Origin of the sequence: Staphylococcus sp. HMSC34G04, from assembly GCF_001838765.1 — a bacterium.
Lineage (GTDB): Bacteria > Bacillota > Bacilli > Staphylococcales > Staphylococcaceae > Staphylococcus > Staphylococcus epidermidis.
This window is the reverse complement of record NZ_KV838730.1, coordinates 129,583-146,046: the sequence shown is the minus strand read 5'-3', so window position 1 is coordinate 146,046 and position 16,464 is coordinate 129,583. Positions and strand designations below refer to the sequence as shown.

12 protein-coding genes and 2 tRNA genes are annotated in these 16,464 nt (G+C 34.9%); all 14 read right to left on the bottom strand.

Annotation, left to right across the window (positions count from 1 at the left end):
• Positions 1-4 precede the first annotated feature (4 nt).
• The 14 genes from HMPREF3241_RS06570 to HMPREF3241_RS06505 all read right to left on the bottom strand — a co-directional run bounded on the left by HMPREF3241_RS06570 (position 5) and on the right by HMPREF3241_RS06505 (position 16,441).
• Positions 5-244, bottom strand: a complete 240-nt coding sequence (locus tag HMPREF3241_RS06570; protein ID WP_001282728.1) for a hypothetical protein — start codon at positions 242-244, stop codon at positions 5-7.
• A 414-nt stretch (positions 245-658) separates the two neighbouring features.
• Positions 659-1,915, bottom strand: a complete 1,257-nt coding sequence (locus HMPREF3241_RS06565) for an MrcB family domain-containing protein (RefSeq protein WP_000566670.1) — start codon at positions 1,913-1,915, stop codon at positions 659-661.
• 321 nt (positions 1,916-2,236) lie between these two features.
• Positions 2,237-2,716 (bottom strand): 23S rRNA (pseudouridine(1915)-N(3))-methyltransferase RlmH, encoded by a 480-nt coding sequence (gene rlmH, locus HMPREF3241_RS06560; protein WP_002458513.1) that lies wholly within the window; start codon positions 2,714-2,716, stop codon positions 2,237-2,239.
• Between the two features lie 1,041 nt (positions 2,717-3,757).
• Positions 3,758-4,558, bottom strand: coding sequence for an MBL fold metallo-hydrolase (locus HMPREF3241_RS06555; RefSeq protein WP_002447628.1), 801 nt, complete (start codon positions 4,556-4,558; stop codon positions 3,758-3,760).
• A 623-nt stretch (positions 4,559-5,181) separates the two neighbouring features.
• Complete coding sequence (locus HMPREF3241_RS06550) at positions 5,182-5,973, bottom strand: two-component system regulatory protein YycI (RefSeq protein WP_002474930.1); 792 nt, start codon at positions 5,971-5,973, stop codon at positions 5,182-5,184.
• Positions 5,974-7,311 (bottom strand): YycH family regulatory protein, encoded by a 1,338-nt coding sequence (locus HMPREF3241_RS06545; RefSeq protein WP_070853553.1) that lies wholly within the window; start codon positions 7,309-7,311, stop codon positions 5,974-5,976.
• Positions 7,304-9,136 (bottom strand): cell wall metabolism sensor histidine kinase WalK, encoded by a 1,833-nt coding sequence (gene walK / locus HMPREF3241_RS06540; protein ID WP_002437327.1) that lies wholly within the window; start codon positions 9,134-9,136, stop codon positions 7,304-7,306. Before walK ends, HMPREF3241_RS06545 begins: the two co-directional genes overlap by 8 nt.
• Positions 9,137-9,148: 12 nt before the next feature.
• On the bottom strand, positions 9,149-9,850 hold the full coding sequence (gene yycF, locus HMPREF3241_RS06535) for a response regulator YycF (protein WP_001831816.1): 702 nt from the start codon (positions 9,848-9,850) through the stop codon (positions 9,149-9,151).
• Positions 9,851-10,326: 476 nt separating this feature from the next.
• Positions 10,327-10,399, bottom strand: a tRNA-Asp gene (locus tag HMPREF3241_RS06530).
• A 5-nt stretch (positions 10,400-10,404) separates the two neighbouring features.
• Positions 10,405-10,479 (bottom strand) — tRNA-Glu (locus tag HMPREF3241_RS06525).
• Positions 10,480-10,897: 418 nt separating this feature from the next.
• Positions 10,898-12,181, bottom strand: coding sequence for an adenylosuccinate synthase (locus tag HMPREF3241_RS06520; RefSeq protein ID WP_002496074.1), 1,284 nt, complete (start codon positions 12,179-12,181; stop codon positions 10,898-10,900).
• 278 nt (positions 12,182-12,459) lie between these two features.
• Positions 12,460-13,860: a replicative DNA helicase gene (dnaB, locus tag HMPREF3241_RS06515; protein ID WP_001831779.1), complete on the bottom strand. Its 1,401-nt coding sequence runs from the start codon at positions 13,858-13,860 to the stop codon at positions 12,460-12,462.
• A 170-nt stretch (positions 13,861-14,030) separates the two neighbouring features.
• A complete protein-coding gene (rplI, locus tag HMPREF3241_RS06510; RefSeq protein WP_002447632.1) occupies positions 14,031-14,477 on the bottom strand; it encodes a 50S ribosomal protein L9 in 447 nt (148 codons plus the stop codon).
• On the bottom strand, positions 14,474-16,441 hold the full coding sequence (locus HMPREF3241_RS06505; RefSeq protein WP_002496902.1) for a DHH family phosphoesterase: 1,968 nt from the start codon (positions 16,439-16,441) through the stop codon (positions 14,474-14,476). Before HMPREF3241_RS06505 ends, rplI begins: the two co-directional genes overlap by 4 nt.
• Positions 16,442-16,464: the final 23 nt, after the last annotated feature.

Sequence of the window (16,464 nt, the reverse complement as noted above, 5' to 3'; positions counted from 1 at the left end):
TTAGCTATATTTTTTTACTTTGCAACAGAACCGAAAATAATCTCTTCAATTTATTTTTATATGAATCCTGTGACTCAATGATTGTAATATCTAAAGATTTCAGTTCATCATAGACAATGTTCTTTTCAACATTTTTTATAGCAAATTGATTAAATAAATTCTCTAATTTCTCCCGTTTGATTTCACTACCATAGATTATATTATCATTGATATAGTCAATGAATAATGACAAATTATCACTCATAACAGTCCCAACCCCTTTATTTTGATAGACTAATTATCTTCATCATTGTAAAACAAATTACACCCTTTAAATTTAACTCAACTTAAATATCGACAAATTAAAAAACAATAAAATTACTTGAATATTATTCATAATATATTAACAACTTTATTATACTGCTCTTTATATATAAAATCATTAATAATTAAACAAGCCTTAAAATATTTAACTTTTTTGTGATTATTACACATTATCTTATCTGCTCTTTATCACCATAAAAATAGAAAAAACAAGATTCCTAAAGAATATAGGAATCTTGTTTCAGACTGTGGACAAACTGATTTTTTATCAGTTAGCTTATTTAGAAAGTTTTATTTAAATTACAGTTTCTATTTTTATTAGATCACAATTTTATTTTAGCTCTTGTTCAAGTAATCATTTTTCGCCAAAAACTTTATACTGAATAGCTTCTACATTAAATACTTTGTCAATGAGATCATCTACATCTTTAAATTCAGAATAATTTGCATATGGATCTATAAAATAAAATTGTGGTTCTTTACCGGAAACATTAAATATTCTTAATATTAAATATTTCTGCTTATATTCTTTCATAGCAAACATTTCATTTAGCGACATAAAAAATGGTTCCTCAATACTAGAAGATGTAGATGTTTTAATTTCAATAAATTTTTCTACAGCTTTATCTGTATTTGTTGGATCAAAAGCTACTAAATCATAGCCATGACCGTGTTGAGAGCCTGGATTATCATTTAAAATATTCCTAAACTGTTCTTTCTTATCTTCGTCTATTTTATTATCAATTAGCTCATTAAAGTAATTTAGCGCTAATTTTTCTCCAACTTTACCGGTTAATTTATTCTCTTTATTTGATTTTTCAATTTCTGAATCATTTTTAGTAGTCTTTGATACACCTTTTTTATATTTTGGAATTATTCCTTTAGGTGCTTCCACTTCCTTGAGTGTCTTATCTTTTTGTGCTGTTCTAATTTCTTCAATTTCGCTGTCTTCCTGTATTTCGTCTATGCTATTGACCAAGCTATCATAGGATGTTTTTGTAACTTTTGAAGCTAATTCATTAAATAGTTCTAAAAATTTCTTTAAATCCTCTAGCATATCTTCTTCTGTGAATCCTTCATTCAAATCATAATATTTGAATCTTATTGATCCATGAGAATATCCTGATGGATAATCATTTTTTAAATCATAAGATGAATCTTTATTTTCTGCGTAATAAAATCTTCCAGTATTAAATTCATTTGATGTAATATATTTATTGAGTTCGGAAGATAAAGTTAATGCTCTTTGTTTTGCAGCATTTTTATCCCGCGGAAACATATCACTTATCTTTGACCATCCTTGATTCAAAGATAAGTATATGCCTTCTCCTTCCGGATGAAAAAGATATACCAAATAATATCCATCCTTTGTTTCTTTTGTTATATTCTCATCATATATTGAAATCCAAGGAACTTTACTATAGTTCCCAGTAGCAACCTTCCCTACAACTGAATATTTATCTTCTTTTATATGCACTTTTAACTGCTTGGGTAACTTATCATGGACTAAAGTTTTATATAGATCACCTTTATCCCAATCAGATTTTTTAACTACATTATTGGTACGTTTCTCTTTAATTAATTTAAGGACCTGCATAAAGTTGTCTATCATTTGAAATTCCCTCCTATTATAAAATATATTATGTCTCATTTTCTTCAATATGTACTTATTTATATTTTACCGTAATTTACTATATTTAGTTGCAGAAAGAATTTTCTCAAAGCTAGAACTTTGCTTCACTATAAGTATTCAGTATAAAGAATATTTCGCTATTATTTACTTGAAATGAAAGACTGCGGAGGCTAACTATGTCAAAAATCATGAACCTCATTACTTATGATAAGCTTCTTAAAAACATAACAGCAATTCACATAAACCTCATATGTTCTGATACATTCAAAATCCCTTTATGAAGCGGCTGAAAAAACCGCATCATTTATGATATGCTTCGCCTCTCATGATCTTAAATGCGCGATAAATTTGTTCAATCAATATGACGCGCATCATTTGGTGTGGGAAGGTCATATTGCTGAATGATAAAGCATAGTTGCTGCGTTGTAAGACGTCTTGGTGTAGACCATTGGAGCCACCTATGACAAATGTAAAGTCGCTTTGACCTTGTGTCATGCGTGTTTGTAGTTCTTTAGCTAGTCCTTCTGAAGACAACATTTTCCCTTTGATTTCCAACGTGATTACTGTAGATTGGGGTTTAATCTTATTGAGTAGGCGTTGGCCTTCTTTTTCTTTGACTTGTTCGATTTCTTTGTCGCTCATGTTTTCAGGTGCTTTTTCATCTGGTACTTCTATTAATTCGATTTTCGTGTAAGGTCCTAATCTTTTTTCATATTCTGCAATGGCTTGCTTCCAATATTTTTCTTTTAGTTTTCCAACTGATAAAATAGTAATTTTCATTTTATCCTCCAAAAGCACATAATTTATCCGAGTTATCCACAAGTTATACACTTGTGCACACGTTTCCCTCTTAGTATAACAATTGAATTAACATTTTCTTAGTGTTTTTTAAGAATTATACACAGATTTAAAGAAATATCTTGTGAATTTGTGGATAAGTCTGTGAATAATGTGGGTATTTATGTGTGCATTGTACACATTTCTGGATAACTGTTGCCTAATCAGTGGATAACTTTACGGTCGTCTTAACGTTATTTTTACAATTATTCCCTATATTTCAGACCTTTTAGACTCACTTACTACATATATCATCATTGATATCCTAGTTTTCCACACGCATCTTTTTAACCCTAAATTAATATCATCATTATCTTTATGTAAGTGAGCTATCATTTAACAGTATATATATCACCCCTACCTGAGTCTCATCAATCATCACTACGACATTCAATCAAATATGTGAGTAATTTGCTTTCACCTCAATTAAGCATGTGATCAATTAAATGAATTCATATTAACTATGATGATATTGACTTGATAAAGTCTCATATGTCATTGCTTTGTGTTACAAAATAACGGTGAAAGCATTGGTAGATCATTTATTGCGTTGAATCATACATGTGTTGAACATAAAAACTCACTTTTATATTAAATAGTATAACCACTAACTATAAATACAATATATTTAAATATTATTTAAATGTCAATTTTTATTTTGTTACAATTTATAAATGTTTTTAAATTGTAACTTTATATTTAAGCTTTTATGAGAGTCTTAATATTTTATTTATTCATATTTTTACAACATTACTTTTTTATCAATTAGGAAATGTAATATAAATCACAAAGCGTGTAAGACATCGCTTGCCCTCGAACGTGATACATTTTCATTTTATTAAAAAATTGCTAAATCAATCGTTCATGCACTAGCCCATTTAAACTAACACGTAATCATTCCCTGCACTTCTCCTGACCACTTTAAATAAAATAACCTACTTAAGCGCAATACTTAAGTAGGTCGTTTGTCTTACCTCTATTCAATTATAGTGTATAAATCGGTGTGGCTTGCGCTTTATCGGTATCGCAGAGCAACACTTCTTTCTCTGTATCGATATCGTGTTCGTTGAGCACTTGTCCAACACTCATGCGTGCGAGGTCTTTCATATTATTATCTTGTGATAAATGAGAGAGGTATATACGTTTCGTATTACCTGTAATGACATCACTCATCGCAAGGCCTGCGTCTTCATTGGATACGTGACCCATATCACTTAAAATACGTTGTTTCGTCTTCCATGGATAACGACACATGCGTAACATATCGACATCGTGATTACTTTCAAACATAAAGACATCACTACCTTGAATCATACCTTTCATACGATCTGAAACGTAACCAGTGTCAGTTATCATCGTAAATTTCTTATAGTTATTGTGGAAGATGTAGAATTGTGGATCAATCGCATCATGTGACACGTTAAATGATTCTATATCGAATCCTGCAAGAGATTTCGTTTCATATGGATTAAAGATAAATTTCTGATCCATTGGAATGCGACTATCTTTCTTCTCTATCGCTTTCCATGTATTCTCATTCGCGTAAATCGGAAGTTTATATTTACGTGCTAAGACACCGAGACCTTTGATATGGTCGATGTGTTCATGTGTCACTAATATTCCGTTTAAATCCTTAATGTTTCTGTCGATTTGGCTGAAAAGTTCTTCCATCTTCTTGCCAGTTAAACCTACATCGACGAGTAGGCTACCTTTCTCACTTTCTACGTAAGTGGCGTTACCTGTACTACCACTTGCTAATACACTCATACGTATCAAGCGACTCATCCTTTCTCATATGTACCATAGTTATTTTGTTTATAGGGGTGTGGGGGAACTCGAGTGTCTTACGCTTTATTGAGATGCTTCGACTAAGTTGGCTTTCACTCAATGTTGATTTTTTATCCTAAGTTGCGTAGATATTTTAAAATTTCGATATTCTTTAATACAGTTATTCAAATATCCAAACGTCACGTCCTCTAAATTTCCTTTATATTATACTATATCAATTTTAAAAGTTGAGTTCCAATAGTCCGTTTATCGAAGACAGTCATTCACCTCTTAAAACGGTACACCGCTTCATAACTACCTCGATATTGATCCTGGCATTGCATCTTCTTAAACGACCTAACATATCAACCAACATCATTTTTGATATCCATCCTATTTAATTACTCAATCACTTTCAATACGTAAAAAAGCCTGAGATTACTCATCGGTGACTCAGGCTTAGTTTATATCATCATATATAGTTTTATAATCAATTCGTAACCCATCACATGTCGTTGGTTCAATAAATGACTTCCAACACAAGTACGCCAAAGTTTGCTCTAGACAGTACAAATTAACGTAACCTTCTATGCTATCGCTTGGCGGTTTTATTCAAACGTCACGCCACGCATCAATAACCTCTAATAATCAATCACTTTCGGATTATGATTTGTAGCTTCTACATAATAGGTTTGAACTTCATCCTTTCCTTTATGTTTCACTTTAATTTCCCAGTTAGGTTGGAGTAATTGAACGTTTGTTTCCTTTACAACTGAATAATAGCCTAAGCGTGCGTCAAGCACTTGATCATTTTGTTTTAGATATCTGTTGTAATAAAGGGCTTCAATAGCTTTACGTGGCGTGATGACTTGCTTCTTCGTGCTATTTGAACCTTTAGCTACTTGTATATCATCCATCGCTGTCTGTTTATAGCTTGTCGCCTTGCCATCGCTCAAATTAAACGTTAGGCGTGCTTTACTATTATTCATAATTGGATAATCTTTATACGTTTGTTCGTAAGTGACTTTGTCTTTAGTTAAATCACTTAATTGATACTCTTTACCGTTAAAGATTTTCTTAGCAATGTACTCTTTGATATCTTGTAAGTTCTTATCACTCACTTGAACGCCTTTATCAATATCTCCTTCAAGTGTTTTATCGGAATCAGACGTTTGCATGCTTGAATGATCTTTCGCATAACTTGAGAAATTCTTTGAACGGGCAGTAATTTGTTCAAGTTCAGTATCTTTCACGCTTTGATTCAAGACATCCTTGGGCACGTCAATTTCTTCTTGTTGAAAGTTGACCTCGTTTACCTTTTCCGAGTCATTAACTTGTGATTTATTCACTTTATCAATATAAACGATGACTAAAAAGATGTTCACAAGAATAAAAACGAAAATGAAAAGTGTTTTCGTGAGTTTCCAGTTCATTTATTCAAGCCTCCCATCTTTATAGGCATACCAATTGCCATCGTATTCTACAAACCAACGTGGTATTAATTCACAGTTACGTTGAACTTCAATATCTTCGTTATTTGCCTTGTCGTCCATATCATAACCAATCGCAATGTTCGTTACCTTTTCAAAATCAATATCAGGATGGTTGGCTAATGCAGAACGCACGGACTCAACGGTAGGGACGGATTTAGATTCTTCACTGTTCAGTGTGACGTCCGTCTTAAGTAGCGAACGTTGATAATCGTAAACGCCTTTATCCCCCCATGTAACTTGGATTTCATTGAAGTTGTGTTTATTAAACGTTGGGTGGCCGTTGAGGAATCGTTGATATGTGAGTTTCCCCGTTCTATTATCTGTCTTAAATAGGCGATAATCTTCATTTAAGAAGCCACCATGACTATTTATAAACTCGTATGTGCCTGGGATGGTTTCTTGCATGTTGCTTGAACTTTTCGCGTCTTCAGATAAATTCTTATAATGATACATTTCATCTTTATCGTTATAGTTGGCGACACCAGTATTGTTGTTGTATGTTGTCGTACCACTTTGAGAGCTACGAACAATCGTTGAATCATCAAATAGTATTGAGTTCATGCGTTCAACACTGATCGTATTGAAGACCATGCGATACGTCTTTAAGTCTTTCGGTTTGCTTGGTGCAAACACGTGTGTTGCTTTGTCGATTGTATCTTTATTCGTGATGATTTCCGTATAGGGTTGCATGTCAGGTTCGATACTTTTAAAAGCTTTATCAACATTATTCCCTTTCATCGTTGTCTTAAGTTTAACTACTTCATGACGGTCTTTGCTAATCGCATATAGTACGACGTGGTTATTATGATCTTGATCGATAAGGAGGCGATCAAAATTAAAGTTATTCGGCACTTTCGCATCGATATCGAGTACTTGACTTAAGTATGTTGAAAGTGGCAAATCATAAGTGAAATCTAGGACGATAAAGTCGTTGCTTAGTTCAGGTATAACAAGGTTATGTTCCCTTTTCAGATGTGATACAGATTTAACTTCTTGATTCTTTAAAGGTTGAATCATCTTGTCTAAGACTGCACTTGATGCCACTGTTCCTTGAGATTTTTCATCTCTAGAATGCACGATTTGAAATGGTGTAATCGTTCCTTCCATTTCTGCAGTCATTGGTTTAGTAAGTGGTTTAGGCTTATCACTTTTACTATTATCCGTGTTATCAATATTTGAAAGGTCTGGAGAAAAGTTCCAGACCATGTATGTCAAAACGATACTCATCAAGACGAGTAGGACTAAAATAATTGATTTAGTATGTTCTTTGTTATTCATCCCAATCACCGTCTTCAATGATTTCGCAAGGAAGTGTAATAAAGATTGACGTACCTTGTCCTTCTACACTGTTAGCCCAAATTCGACCGTTATGTGCTTCGACAATCTCTTTGGAAATAGCTAGACCTAGTCCTGTACCACCCATCTTACGTGTACGTGCTTTATCTACACGATAGAATCTATCAAATATTTTATCTACCTTGTTAATCGGTATTCCAATACCATTATCTTTAATACGAATCGTCATTCTATTGTAAAGTGCATTTTGTTTCACATGAAACTCAACACGTTTCTCGCCACGTGAATATTTCATTGCATTGGTAATGACATTATCAAATACTTGTGTCATCTTGTCTGGATCGATTTCAGCAAAGATGGTTTGCTGCGGAATTTCGCGTACGAATGTCGTATCTTTCGCTGCCATTTCATGACGGTTAATAATTTTGTTGATAAACATATTGAAGTCGATAATTTCTTTCGTAATTTGATCTGATTCATTATCCATTTTAGATAATTGAAGTAAATCATTCACTAAACGAATCATACGTTCAGTCTCTTCGCGTGTGACAGATAGGAATGATGGTGCCAGTTCTTTATCTTGCCAAGCACCTTCTTCAAGTGCTTCGATATAGCTATTCATCGATGTCAGTGGTGTACGTAATTCATGTGAAACATTCGCAACGAATTCGCGACGTTCACGTTCGACTTGTTGTTGTTCTGTGACATCATGTAGTACGGCAATGTAACCTGTCACGAAACCTGTTTCTTGTACAATCGTACTAAAGTTTACACGTGCAATAATGCCTTCTTCTTCGTTAATATCTAACAAGAAGGAATCACTATTTTCTTGAATTTCTTCTAATGAGAATTCATTTTCTAAGTTAAGGACACCAAGCATGTAGTAGCCGATGACATCTTCTTTCGCGAGACCGAGCATTTTCAGCGCCATGTCGTTTGCAATACGTACACGTCCGCGGCGATCTGTCGCAAGAATACCATCGCTCATATGTGTGATAACAGAATCTAGGCGACGTTTCTCACTTTCTGTATTCGCTTGTGCTTCTTGGACACGTTTCGATAAGTTATTGAAGGCAAGTGCGAGCTCACCGATTTCATCGTTACCGTATATCTTCACTCGTTGCGTGTAGTTACCTTTAGACATCTCGACAGTTTGATTACGCATATCGGTTATCGGCTTAGTAATTGTTCGTGCAATGAAGAATCCTAGTATCACTGTAATGAATAGTGATATCGCTGTCCCTACGATGAATATCTGATTAATGTTGTTCAGCTGATTGTATACATCATTAATTTTCGATTCTATGTATATATCACCGATTGTCTGTTTATCAACTTTAACCGGTATATTATATACCCAAACACGCTCTTTACCACTTCCGTAATCCTTAAGAACCATATGATCATTCGTTTGCCCTAAGGAGAGCGCCTTTTGAACTGAACCGTCGTTAACCTTTTGATTGATAAGACCACGGTTAGACTGCTTGGTTGTTGCCATGATAATTTGGTCTTTATCAATAAAGCGTATTTCTCCTATTTCTTGGCGATTCGCATATTCATTCAAAAGGTCTTGGATATCCTTTTGAGCGTTGACTGAACCTTTATCTTTATCTTTATAAACCTTTTCAATATTGACGTCTAATTGCTTCGCATATTGTGTTATGTTCTTCTTGAAGTTATCGAGTAATTCCTTTTCTAAACTATTCGTAAAATACAAACCGATGATTTGCATACCAATAATAATGAGTAGTACATAAACAATAACGAGTTTCGTGTGAAGGGATTGTAGTTGTTTAAGCCACTTCATAAGACGCTCCCTCTAATCATGTTGTTGGAGGAAGTATCCAACGCCTCTACGTGTCACAATGTATTCTGGATGAGATGGATCATCTTCAATTTTTTCTCTTAAACGGCGAATTGTTACGTCCACAGTACGAACATCACCGAAATAATCGTAACCCCACACTGTTTGTAGTAAGTGTTCACGTGTCATGACTTGACCCATATGTTTAGAAAGATAATGGAACAGCTCGAATTCACGATGCGTTAATTCAATGTCTTCTCCACGTTTTTTAATTGAATATGCATCTGGATAAATCACAATATCTTTAATTGTAATTTCATTTGTCGCACCACTTACTTCTTGAGCTGGTTGTGAATAATGACGGCGTAAGTTCGCTTTCACACGTGCGATGAGTTCACGAGTACTAAATGGTTTAGTTACGTAGTCATCTGCACCTAATTCAAGACCTAAAACTTTATCAATTTCAGAATCTTTCGCTGTCAGCATGATAATTGGCATTTCATACTTTTTACGCACTTCACGACACACTTCCATACCATCTCTACCAGGTAACATGATATCAAGTAAGACGATATCTGGTTCTTCTTCATAGATTAAATCTACTGCGTCATTACCGTCATAAGCGCAATATACGTCGTAACCTTCTTTTTTTAAATTAAATTCTAAAATATCAGCAATTGGTTTTTCATCGTCAACTACAACAACTTTTCTAGCCATATATTATAAACCTCTTTTCTCAAAGTGTAGTTCTTCCGTTCGTTTACATTGCTAATGTTATATCAAATTTTCGAAGTGCTTCATTATTATTCTGTTCTCTATATAACATATAGCTACCTATTATATAATTTACCATTTATGAACGGTTAATTCTATTTTAGTATTTAAAATTATAGAATAATATTATTTATAATTTTACCATTGAAATACAGTTTCGCAAAATAAGTTAGACTTTTGCAATATGCTTGACGCTTTTGTTTAGGTTTGCCATTATATTTTATCGTTTTCGTATGTCTCAAAAGTGCAGTAATGACAGTGTTTGTAATGATAGAAATATAAGTATGTATAGGAATATTAAGTTTTCATTGCATGTTAAAAAAGTAGGTAGTGTGAATCAGAAAGATTAATAAAGTGAAGGTACAATGTTGTATGTAAAAAAAGCATAAAAAAATGCCTACCCTATTGGGTAGGCAATACGGTCCCGACGGGAATCGAACCCGCGATCTCCTGCGTGACAGGCAGGCGTGTTAACCGCTACACTACGGGACCTAGAATGGTGACTCCTACGGGACTCGAACCCGTGTTACCGCCGTGAAAGGGCGGTGTCTTAACCGCTTGACCAAGGAGCCGTTCTTAAGCACAAGATAGATTATAGCATAGCTCTACTTTTGATGACAAGATATTTTTTACATAAATTTAATAATATTTTTGTTTCGTTAATCAACCAACACAATCATGCTATGAAGCTTACTGTGGAGAAGAATAAAACCATTGATTTCATTCAAAACTCATTTCAAATTGCTGTTTTAAAATAAAACTGGAGTAGGAAAAAAGGAGATTGAAAGTCATTGACCTACGCCAAAATAAATAACAAGCGACCATTATGTTGTGGCCGCTTGTTTAAAGATGATTCACTGCGAATATAGATAAATATGAGTTAGAAAGCTTTTTTACTTTCATGCATATAGCAAGCACTAAGAATAATGTTAATCATTTCGCTCAATGCTCTAATTAAACAAAGCTCACATGCTTTGTTGATGTTTTATTCTACCAAAGTTGCTCTAATAAATTCGTTTGTTCGCGGTCTGGACCTACTGAGAAGATTGAAATATGGACACCGCATAATTCTGAAATACGCTCTAAGTAATTACGTGCATTCTTAGGGAGTTCATCTAAACTACGGCAACCTGTAATATCTTCAGTCCAACCTGGAAGCTCTTCAAAGATAGGTTTACAACGTCTTAATTGATCTAAGTTGGCTGGGTATTCAGTGATTTTTTCACCATCTAATTCGTAAGCAGTACAAATTTTAACTGTGTCTAATCCTGTTAAGACGTCGATTGAGTTAATTGAAAGATCTGTGATACCACTTACACGACGTGAATGACGTAATACAACTGAGTCGAACCAACCTACACGACGTGGACGTCCAGTAGTTGTACCATATTCACGACCCACTTCTCTAATATGGTGGCCATCTTCATCAAAGAGTTCAGTTGGGAATGGACCGTCACCCACACGAGATGTATATGATTTACATACACCAATCACTTTAGATACTGATGTTGGGCCAACACCTGTACCTACTGTAACGTTACCTGCAACTGGATTACTAGATGTAACGAATGGGTATGTACCATGGTCGATATCTAACATGACACCTTGTGCACCTTCGAATAATACCTTTTCATCAGCCACATTTGCATCGTCTAAAATTTTAGCTGTGTCTGTCACATAGTCTTTTAAACGTTGACCTGCAGCATAGTATTCGTCAAAGATTTCATCGAATGTTGGACAAGTTTCATTAAACATGCCTTTAAAGTATGCATTTTTATATTCAATATTTTCTTTAAGTCGGCGTTCGAATGTTTCCTTTTCTAATAAGTCTGCCATGCGAATACCGATACGTTGTGCTTTATCTACGTATGCTGGGCCGATACCTTTTTTCGTTGTACCGATTTTATTATCGCCACGACGACGTTCTTCATATTCGTCTTGAGCTAGGTGATAAGGTAAAATGACTTGTGCGCGATTTGAGATGCGTAGGTTGTCAGTTGAAATGCCACGTTCATTTAACCCATCTAATTCTTTTAATAATGCGACTGGATCTACAACTACACCGTTACCGATTACTGCTAATTTATCTTTATAAAAGATACCTGATGGTACTAAGTGTAATTTGTAAGTTTCTCCACCAAATTGAATCGTATGTCCCGCATTGTTACCACCAGAAAATCTAGCAATTACGTCTGCTTGCTCTGCTAAAAAGTCTGTTATTTTACCTTTACCTTCGTCTCCCCATTGTGTCCCAACTACTACGATTGATGACATATGAGCACCTCCAAGTTTTTCTCGTTTAACCACTAGGTATTTTACCAATATGATTTTGAATTTGCAAATAAAAATCGAACATTAATCAGCGTTCGATAACGCATCTTCTTTCAGTAAGTTTTCTGTGTAAAATCACTTCCAAACGCTTCTATGACAGTTGTTCAAAGGATGTCTAAGTAAAATACATACACATACTTCCCACATTTTAAAAAGAGAAAAACAAAATAAAAACCGTACAATAAATGATTTATAACAATTATTGTACGGAAAAATATTTTTTATGACATATCTGCATGAGCATAATCAATATCTGTAAATTTATTGTATTGTTTCATAAAGTGAAGTTTCACAGTACCTGTTGGACCGTTACGCTGCTTGGCGATGATGATTTCAATTTCACCGTTATCATCATTTGTCTGTGGTTCAAAACCAGCATCGTCATCATCTTCATCACCTTCACCACGATTATAATAATCATCACGATATAAGAAAGCGACGATGTCGGCATCTTGTTCTATAGACCCAGATTCACGAATATCACTCATCATAGGACGTTTGTCTTGTCGCTGTTCAACGCCACGTGATAACTGACTCAGTGCAATAACTGGACATTCTAATTCACGTGCAATCGCCTTAAGTGTACGTGAAATCTCTGAAACTTCTTGTTGACGGTTATCTGAGAAACGTGATCCGCTTCCTTGAATCAATTGTAGATAATCAATCACAATCATATCAAGACCGTGCTCTTGTTTGAGTCGACGACATTTAGAACGTAAATCATTGATACGGATACCTGGCGTATCGTCTATGAAGATTTTAGTTCGTGATAGCTTACCTACCGCAATCGTAAAGCGACTCCAATCTTCTTCAGTCATCGTCCCAGTTCTTAAACGATTGGAATCAACGTTACCAGAACTACAAATCATACGTGTTGCCAATTGGTCGGCGCCCATCTCAAGTGAGAAGATACCGACAGTATACATATCTTCATGTGTGGCAACCTTTTGCGCAATATTTAAGGCAAAGGCAGTCTTACCTACTGAAGGGCGTGCCGCTAGAATGATTAAATCATTACGGTTAAAACCAGCAGTCATTTGGTCTAAGTCACGATAACCAGTTGGAATACCTGGTGTTTGACCACTATTTTGGTCGAGTTCTTCTGCGGTTTCGTATACCTGTCCTAAGACATCTCTAATATCTTTAAAACCATCACTTTCTCTTGTAGAAGATAGTTCTAAAATACGTCGTTCGGCGTCACTTAAAATCGTATCTAATTCTAATTCATCATTATAGCCATCATTCGCTATACTATCAGCAGTTTGAATAAGTTTCCGTTTCAACGCATGTTTAAAAACGATATCCGTATAGTACTGAACGTTTCGCGTTGTCGGTACACTCGTCGATAGTTCGGCGAGATATTGAGGGCCACCCGCTTCGTTTAAGCTACCTTCACTTGATAATTGATCCATCAATGTGACAACATCAATTTCTTTATTATCCTCATTTAGGTGCATCATTGCTCGAAAAATATGTTGATGGGCGCCTCTATAAAACGACTCAGGAAGCAAGACTTCCTGAGTAGTATTAATGAGCTCTGGATCTATAATAATGGCACCTAAGACAGATTGTTCAGCTTCATTGCTATGCGGCATTTGATTTTGCTCATACATTCCATCCATTATCTACTTACACCTCTTATTTCAATCCATCTTTTATTTTATCGTCATCTGATATTGTCACGAGATACACTACAGATATTTCAGAGGTTAACAAATTGTATAAGTCATACATCTTATATAATTGCACCTATAATAGTAATCATGTACTATCCTCGCGTCATATCTTTAAATTATTGTTCTACAGTATGCACACGGATTGTACCTTCGACTTCTTTGTCTAATTTCACTGGAACGTTAGTATATCCTAGTGCGTGAATACCATGTGGTAAGTCCATTTTACGTTTGTCGATTTTAATATCATGTTGTTTTTTTAGCGCTTCGGCAATTTGTTTCGTACTGATTGAACCAAATAGTTTGCCACCTTCACCTGTTTTAGCTGATACTTCAACTTCGATATCTTTTAATTGTTCTTTAAGTGCTTTTGCATCATCGATTTCTTGTTGTCTATCTGCTGCTGCACGTTTATTTTGCTGTTCTAATTGTTTTAAGTTACCAGGAGTTGCTTCTACAGCATATTTATTTTTAAGTAAGAAGTTATTTGCGTAACCTACTGGTACATCTTTAACTTCGCCTTTTTTACCTTTACCTTTAACATCTTGTGTGAAAATTACTTTCATGCGTCTTCACTCCTACTCATTTGTTCTGTAATTGCTTGTTGTAATTGTTCTATTGCTTCATCTATTGTCGCACCTTTTATTTGTGTCGCAGCATTTGTCAGATGGCCACCGCCACCTAACGCTTCCATTGTTAATTGAACATTTATGGAACCTAATGAACGTGCTGAGATACCGATCAGGTTGTCTTCACGTTTAGCTACTACATAAGATGCTTCAATGCCTTCTAAACTTAACAACTCGTCGGCAGCTTGTGCAACCGTTACAGGATGATAAATTTTATCATCTGAACCATGTGCAATGGCTATACCTTGATCTTGTATCTTAACTGTTCTTATCAATTCTGAACGATTGATATACGTATCGACATCATCTTTTAAGAAATGCTGCGTTAAGATTGTATCAGCGCCATGTGCACGTAAATAACTTGCGGCATCGAATGTTCTGGAACCTGTTCTTAACGTAAAGTTTCTTGTATCTACTATAATGCCTGCATACATAACAGTTGATTCTAAACGAGTCAATCTCTGTTCAGTTGGTTGATATTCTAGTAATTCCGTTACGAGCTCAGCAGTTGAGCTAGCGTAAGGTTCCATATACACAAGTAATGGATTTGAAATAAAGCTTTCGCCACGTCTATGATGATCAATGACTACTTTGCGGTTTGCTTTATTTAAGACATTTTCATCTAAGACCATTTCAGGTTTATGTGTATCTACAACAACGACAGTCGTCTTAGAAGTCATCATATCCCAAGCCTCATCCGATGTTACAAAGCGTTCTTTTAGTTCCGGTTTCTTATCAATCTCATCCATAACACGACGTAATGTCGGATCGATATCAGAATCATTAAGAACGATAAATGCCTCTAAATTATTCATTGATGCAAAGCGCGAAACGCCGATAGCTGCACCTATAGCATCTAAATCTGGTCGCTTATGTCCCATAACGATAACTTTATCGCCTTCAGTAAGAATATCTTTGAGGGCATGTGAAATCACACGCGCACGTACACGCGTACGTTTTTCCATAGGGTCAGTCTTACCACCATAGAATCTTACATTGCCGTTCATATTCTTAATTGCAACTTGGTCACCACCACGACCTAACGCGAGGTCTAAACCAGATTGTGATAATTCACCTAAATCAATAAGGTTCTCAGTACCTTCACCTACACCAATACTTAAAGTTAGTTGTGCGCGGTAACCCGCACTCTTTTCTCTTAATTGGCTTAAGATTTCAAAATTAGAATCTTCTAGTTCAGCCAATATTTTTTGGTTAAAGTAAGCTACAAATTGATCTGAGTTGTAACGTTTGAAATAAATATTGTAATCCTGTGCCCAACGACTAATCACACGTGTCACCATAGAGTTAATTTCAGAACGTTGTGTATCGTTCATATTTTGAGTGATTTCATCGTAATTATCTAAAAATATTGTTGCAATAATCGGCTTTGAATCTTCATATAGTTCGTTTGTACGTTCAGTTTCAGTCATATCAAAGAAGTATAAACAATGCTCGTTTTCTGAATATCGTACATGATAGTAATAATTATTGTTTTCTATTTCTACTTCTTGAACTTTTTCCAGTTGTTTTAATATGTTAGGGAAGACTTCATTGACATTTTCAGAAATCACATTCGTTTCAATGTGATTTGTCATAAATTGGTTCATCCACTCAATGTGATTATCTTCATCTAACACAATCATCCCTATAGGCAAGTGCTTAATCGCCTTGTTACTACTTGCCGAGATGTGACCACTTAAATCATCCACATAATTATCCATTTTTAGAAATGCTTTTCTCAATAACACGCCACTAATAATAATCATCACAATAAGTATAGCTGTAGCAATACCTGCCACTAGTTGGTTAAAAATAAACCACACGGCGACAAGTGCTATAGCAGTGAATACCATTATAATAAACGGTATGAGCAAAGCTTTTTTAGTGGATTGACGGTTCATTCTTCCACCTCTAATCACTTTTT

Excerpts from the sequence above, each read along its gene's own strand:
- HMPREF3241_RS06570 (WP_001282728.1), bottom strand. The coding sequence starts at position 244 with ATGAGTGATAATTTGTCATTATTCATTGACTATATCAATGATAATATA.
- HMPREF3241_RS06565 (WP_000566670.1), bottom strand. The coding sequence starts at position 1,915 with ATGATAGACAACTTTATGCAGGTCCTTAAATTAATTAAAGAGAAACGT.
- rlmH (WP_002458513.1), bottom strand. The coding sequence starts at position 2,716 with ATGAAAATTACTATTTTATCAGTTGGAAAACTAAAAGAAAAATATTGG.
- HMPREF3241_RS06555 (WP_002447628.1), bottom strand. The coding sequence starts at position 4,558 with ATGAGTCGCTTGATACGTATGAGTGTATTAGCAAGTGGTAGTACAGGT.
- HMPREF3241_RS06550 (WP_002474930.1), bottom strand. The coding sequence starts at position 5,973 with ATGAACTGGAAACTCACGAAAACACTTTTCATTTTCGTTTTTATTCTT.
- HMPREF3241_RS06545 (WP_070853553.1), bottom strand. The coding sequence starts at position 7,311 with ATGAATAACAAAGAACATACTAAATCAATTATTTTAGTCCTACTCGTC.
- walK (WP_002437327.1), bottom strand. The coding sequence starts at position 9,136 with ATGAAGTGGCTTAAACAACTACAATCCCTTCACACGAAACTCGTTATT.
- yycF (WP_001831816.1), bottom strand. The coding sequence starts at position 9,850 with ATGGCTAGAAAAGTTGTTGTAGTTGACGATGAAAAACCAATTGCTGAT.
- HMPREF3241_RS06520 (WP_002496074.1), bottom strand. The coding sequence starts at position 12,181 with ATGTCATCAATCGTAGTAGTTGGGACACAATGGGGAGACGAAGGTAAA.
- dnaB (WP_001831779.1), bottom strand. The coding sequence starts at position 13,860 with ATGGATGGAATGTATGAGCAAAATCAAATGCCGCATAGCAATGAAGCT.
- rplI (WP_002447632.1), bottom strand. The coding sequence starts at position 14,477 with ATGAAAGTAATTTTCACACAAGATGTTAAAGGTAAAGGTAAAAAAGGC.
- HMPREF3241_RS06505 (WP_002496902.1), bottom strand. The coding sequence starts at position 16,441 with ATGAACCGTCAATCCACTAAAAAAGCTTTGCTCATACCGTTTATTATA.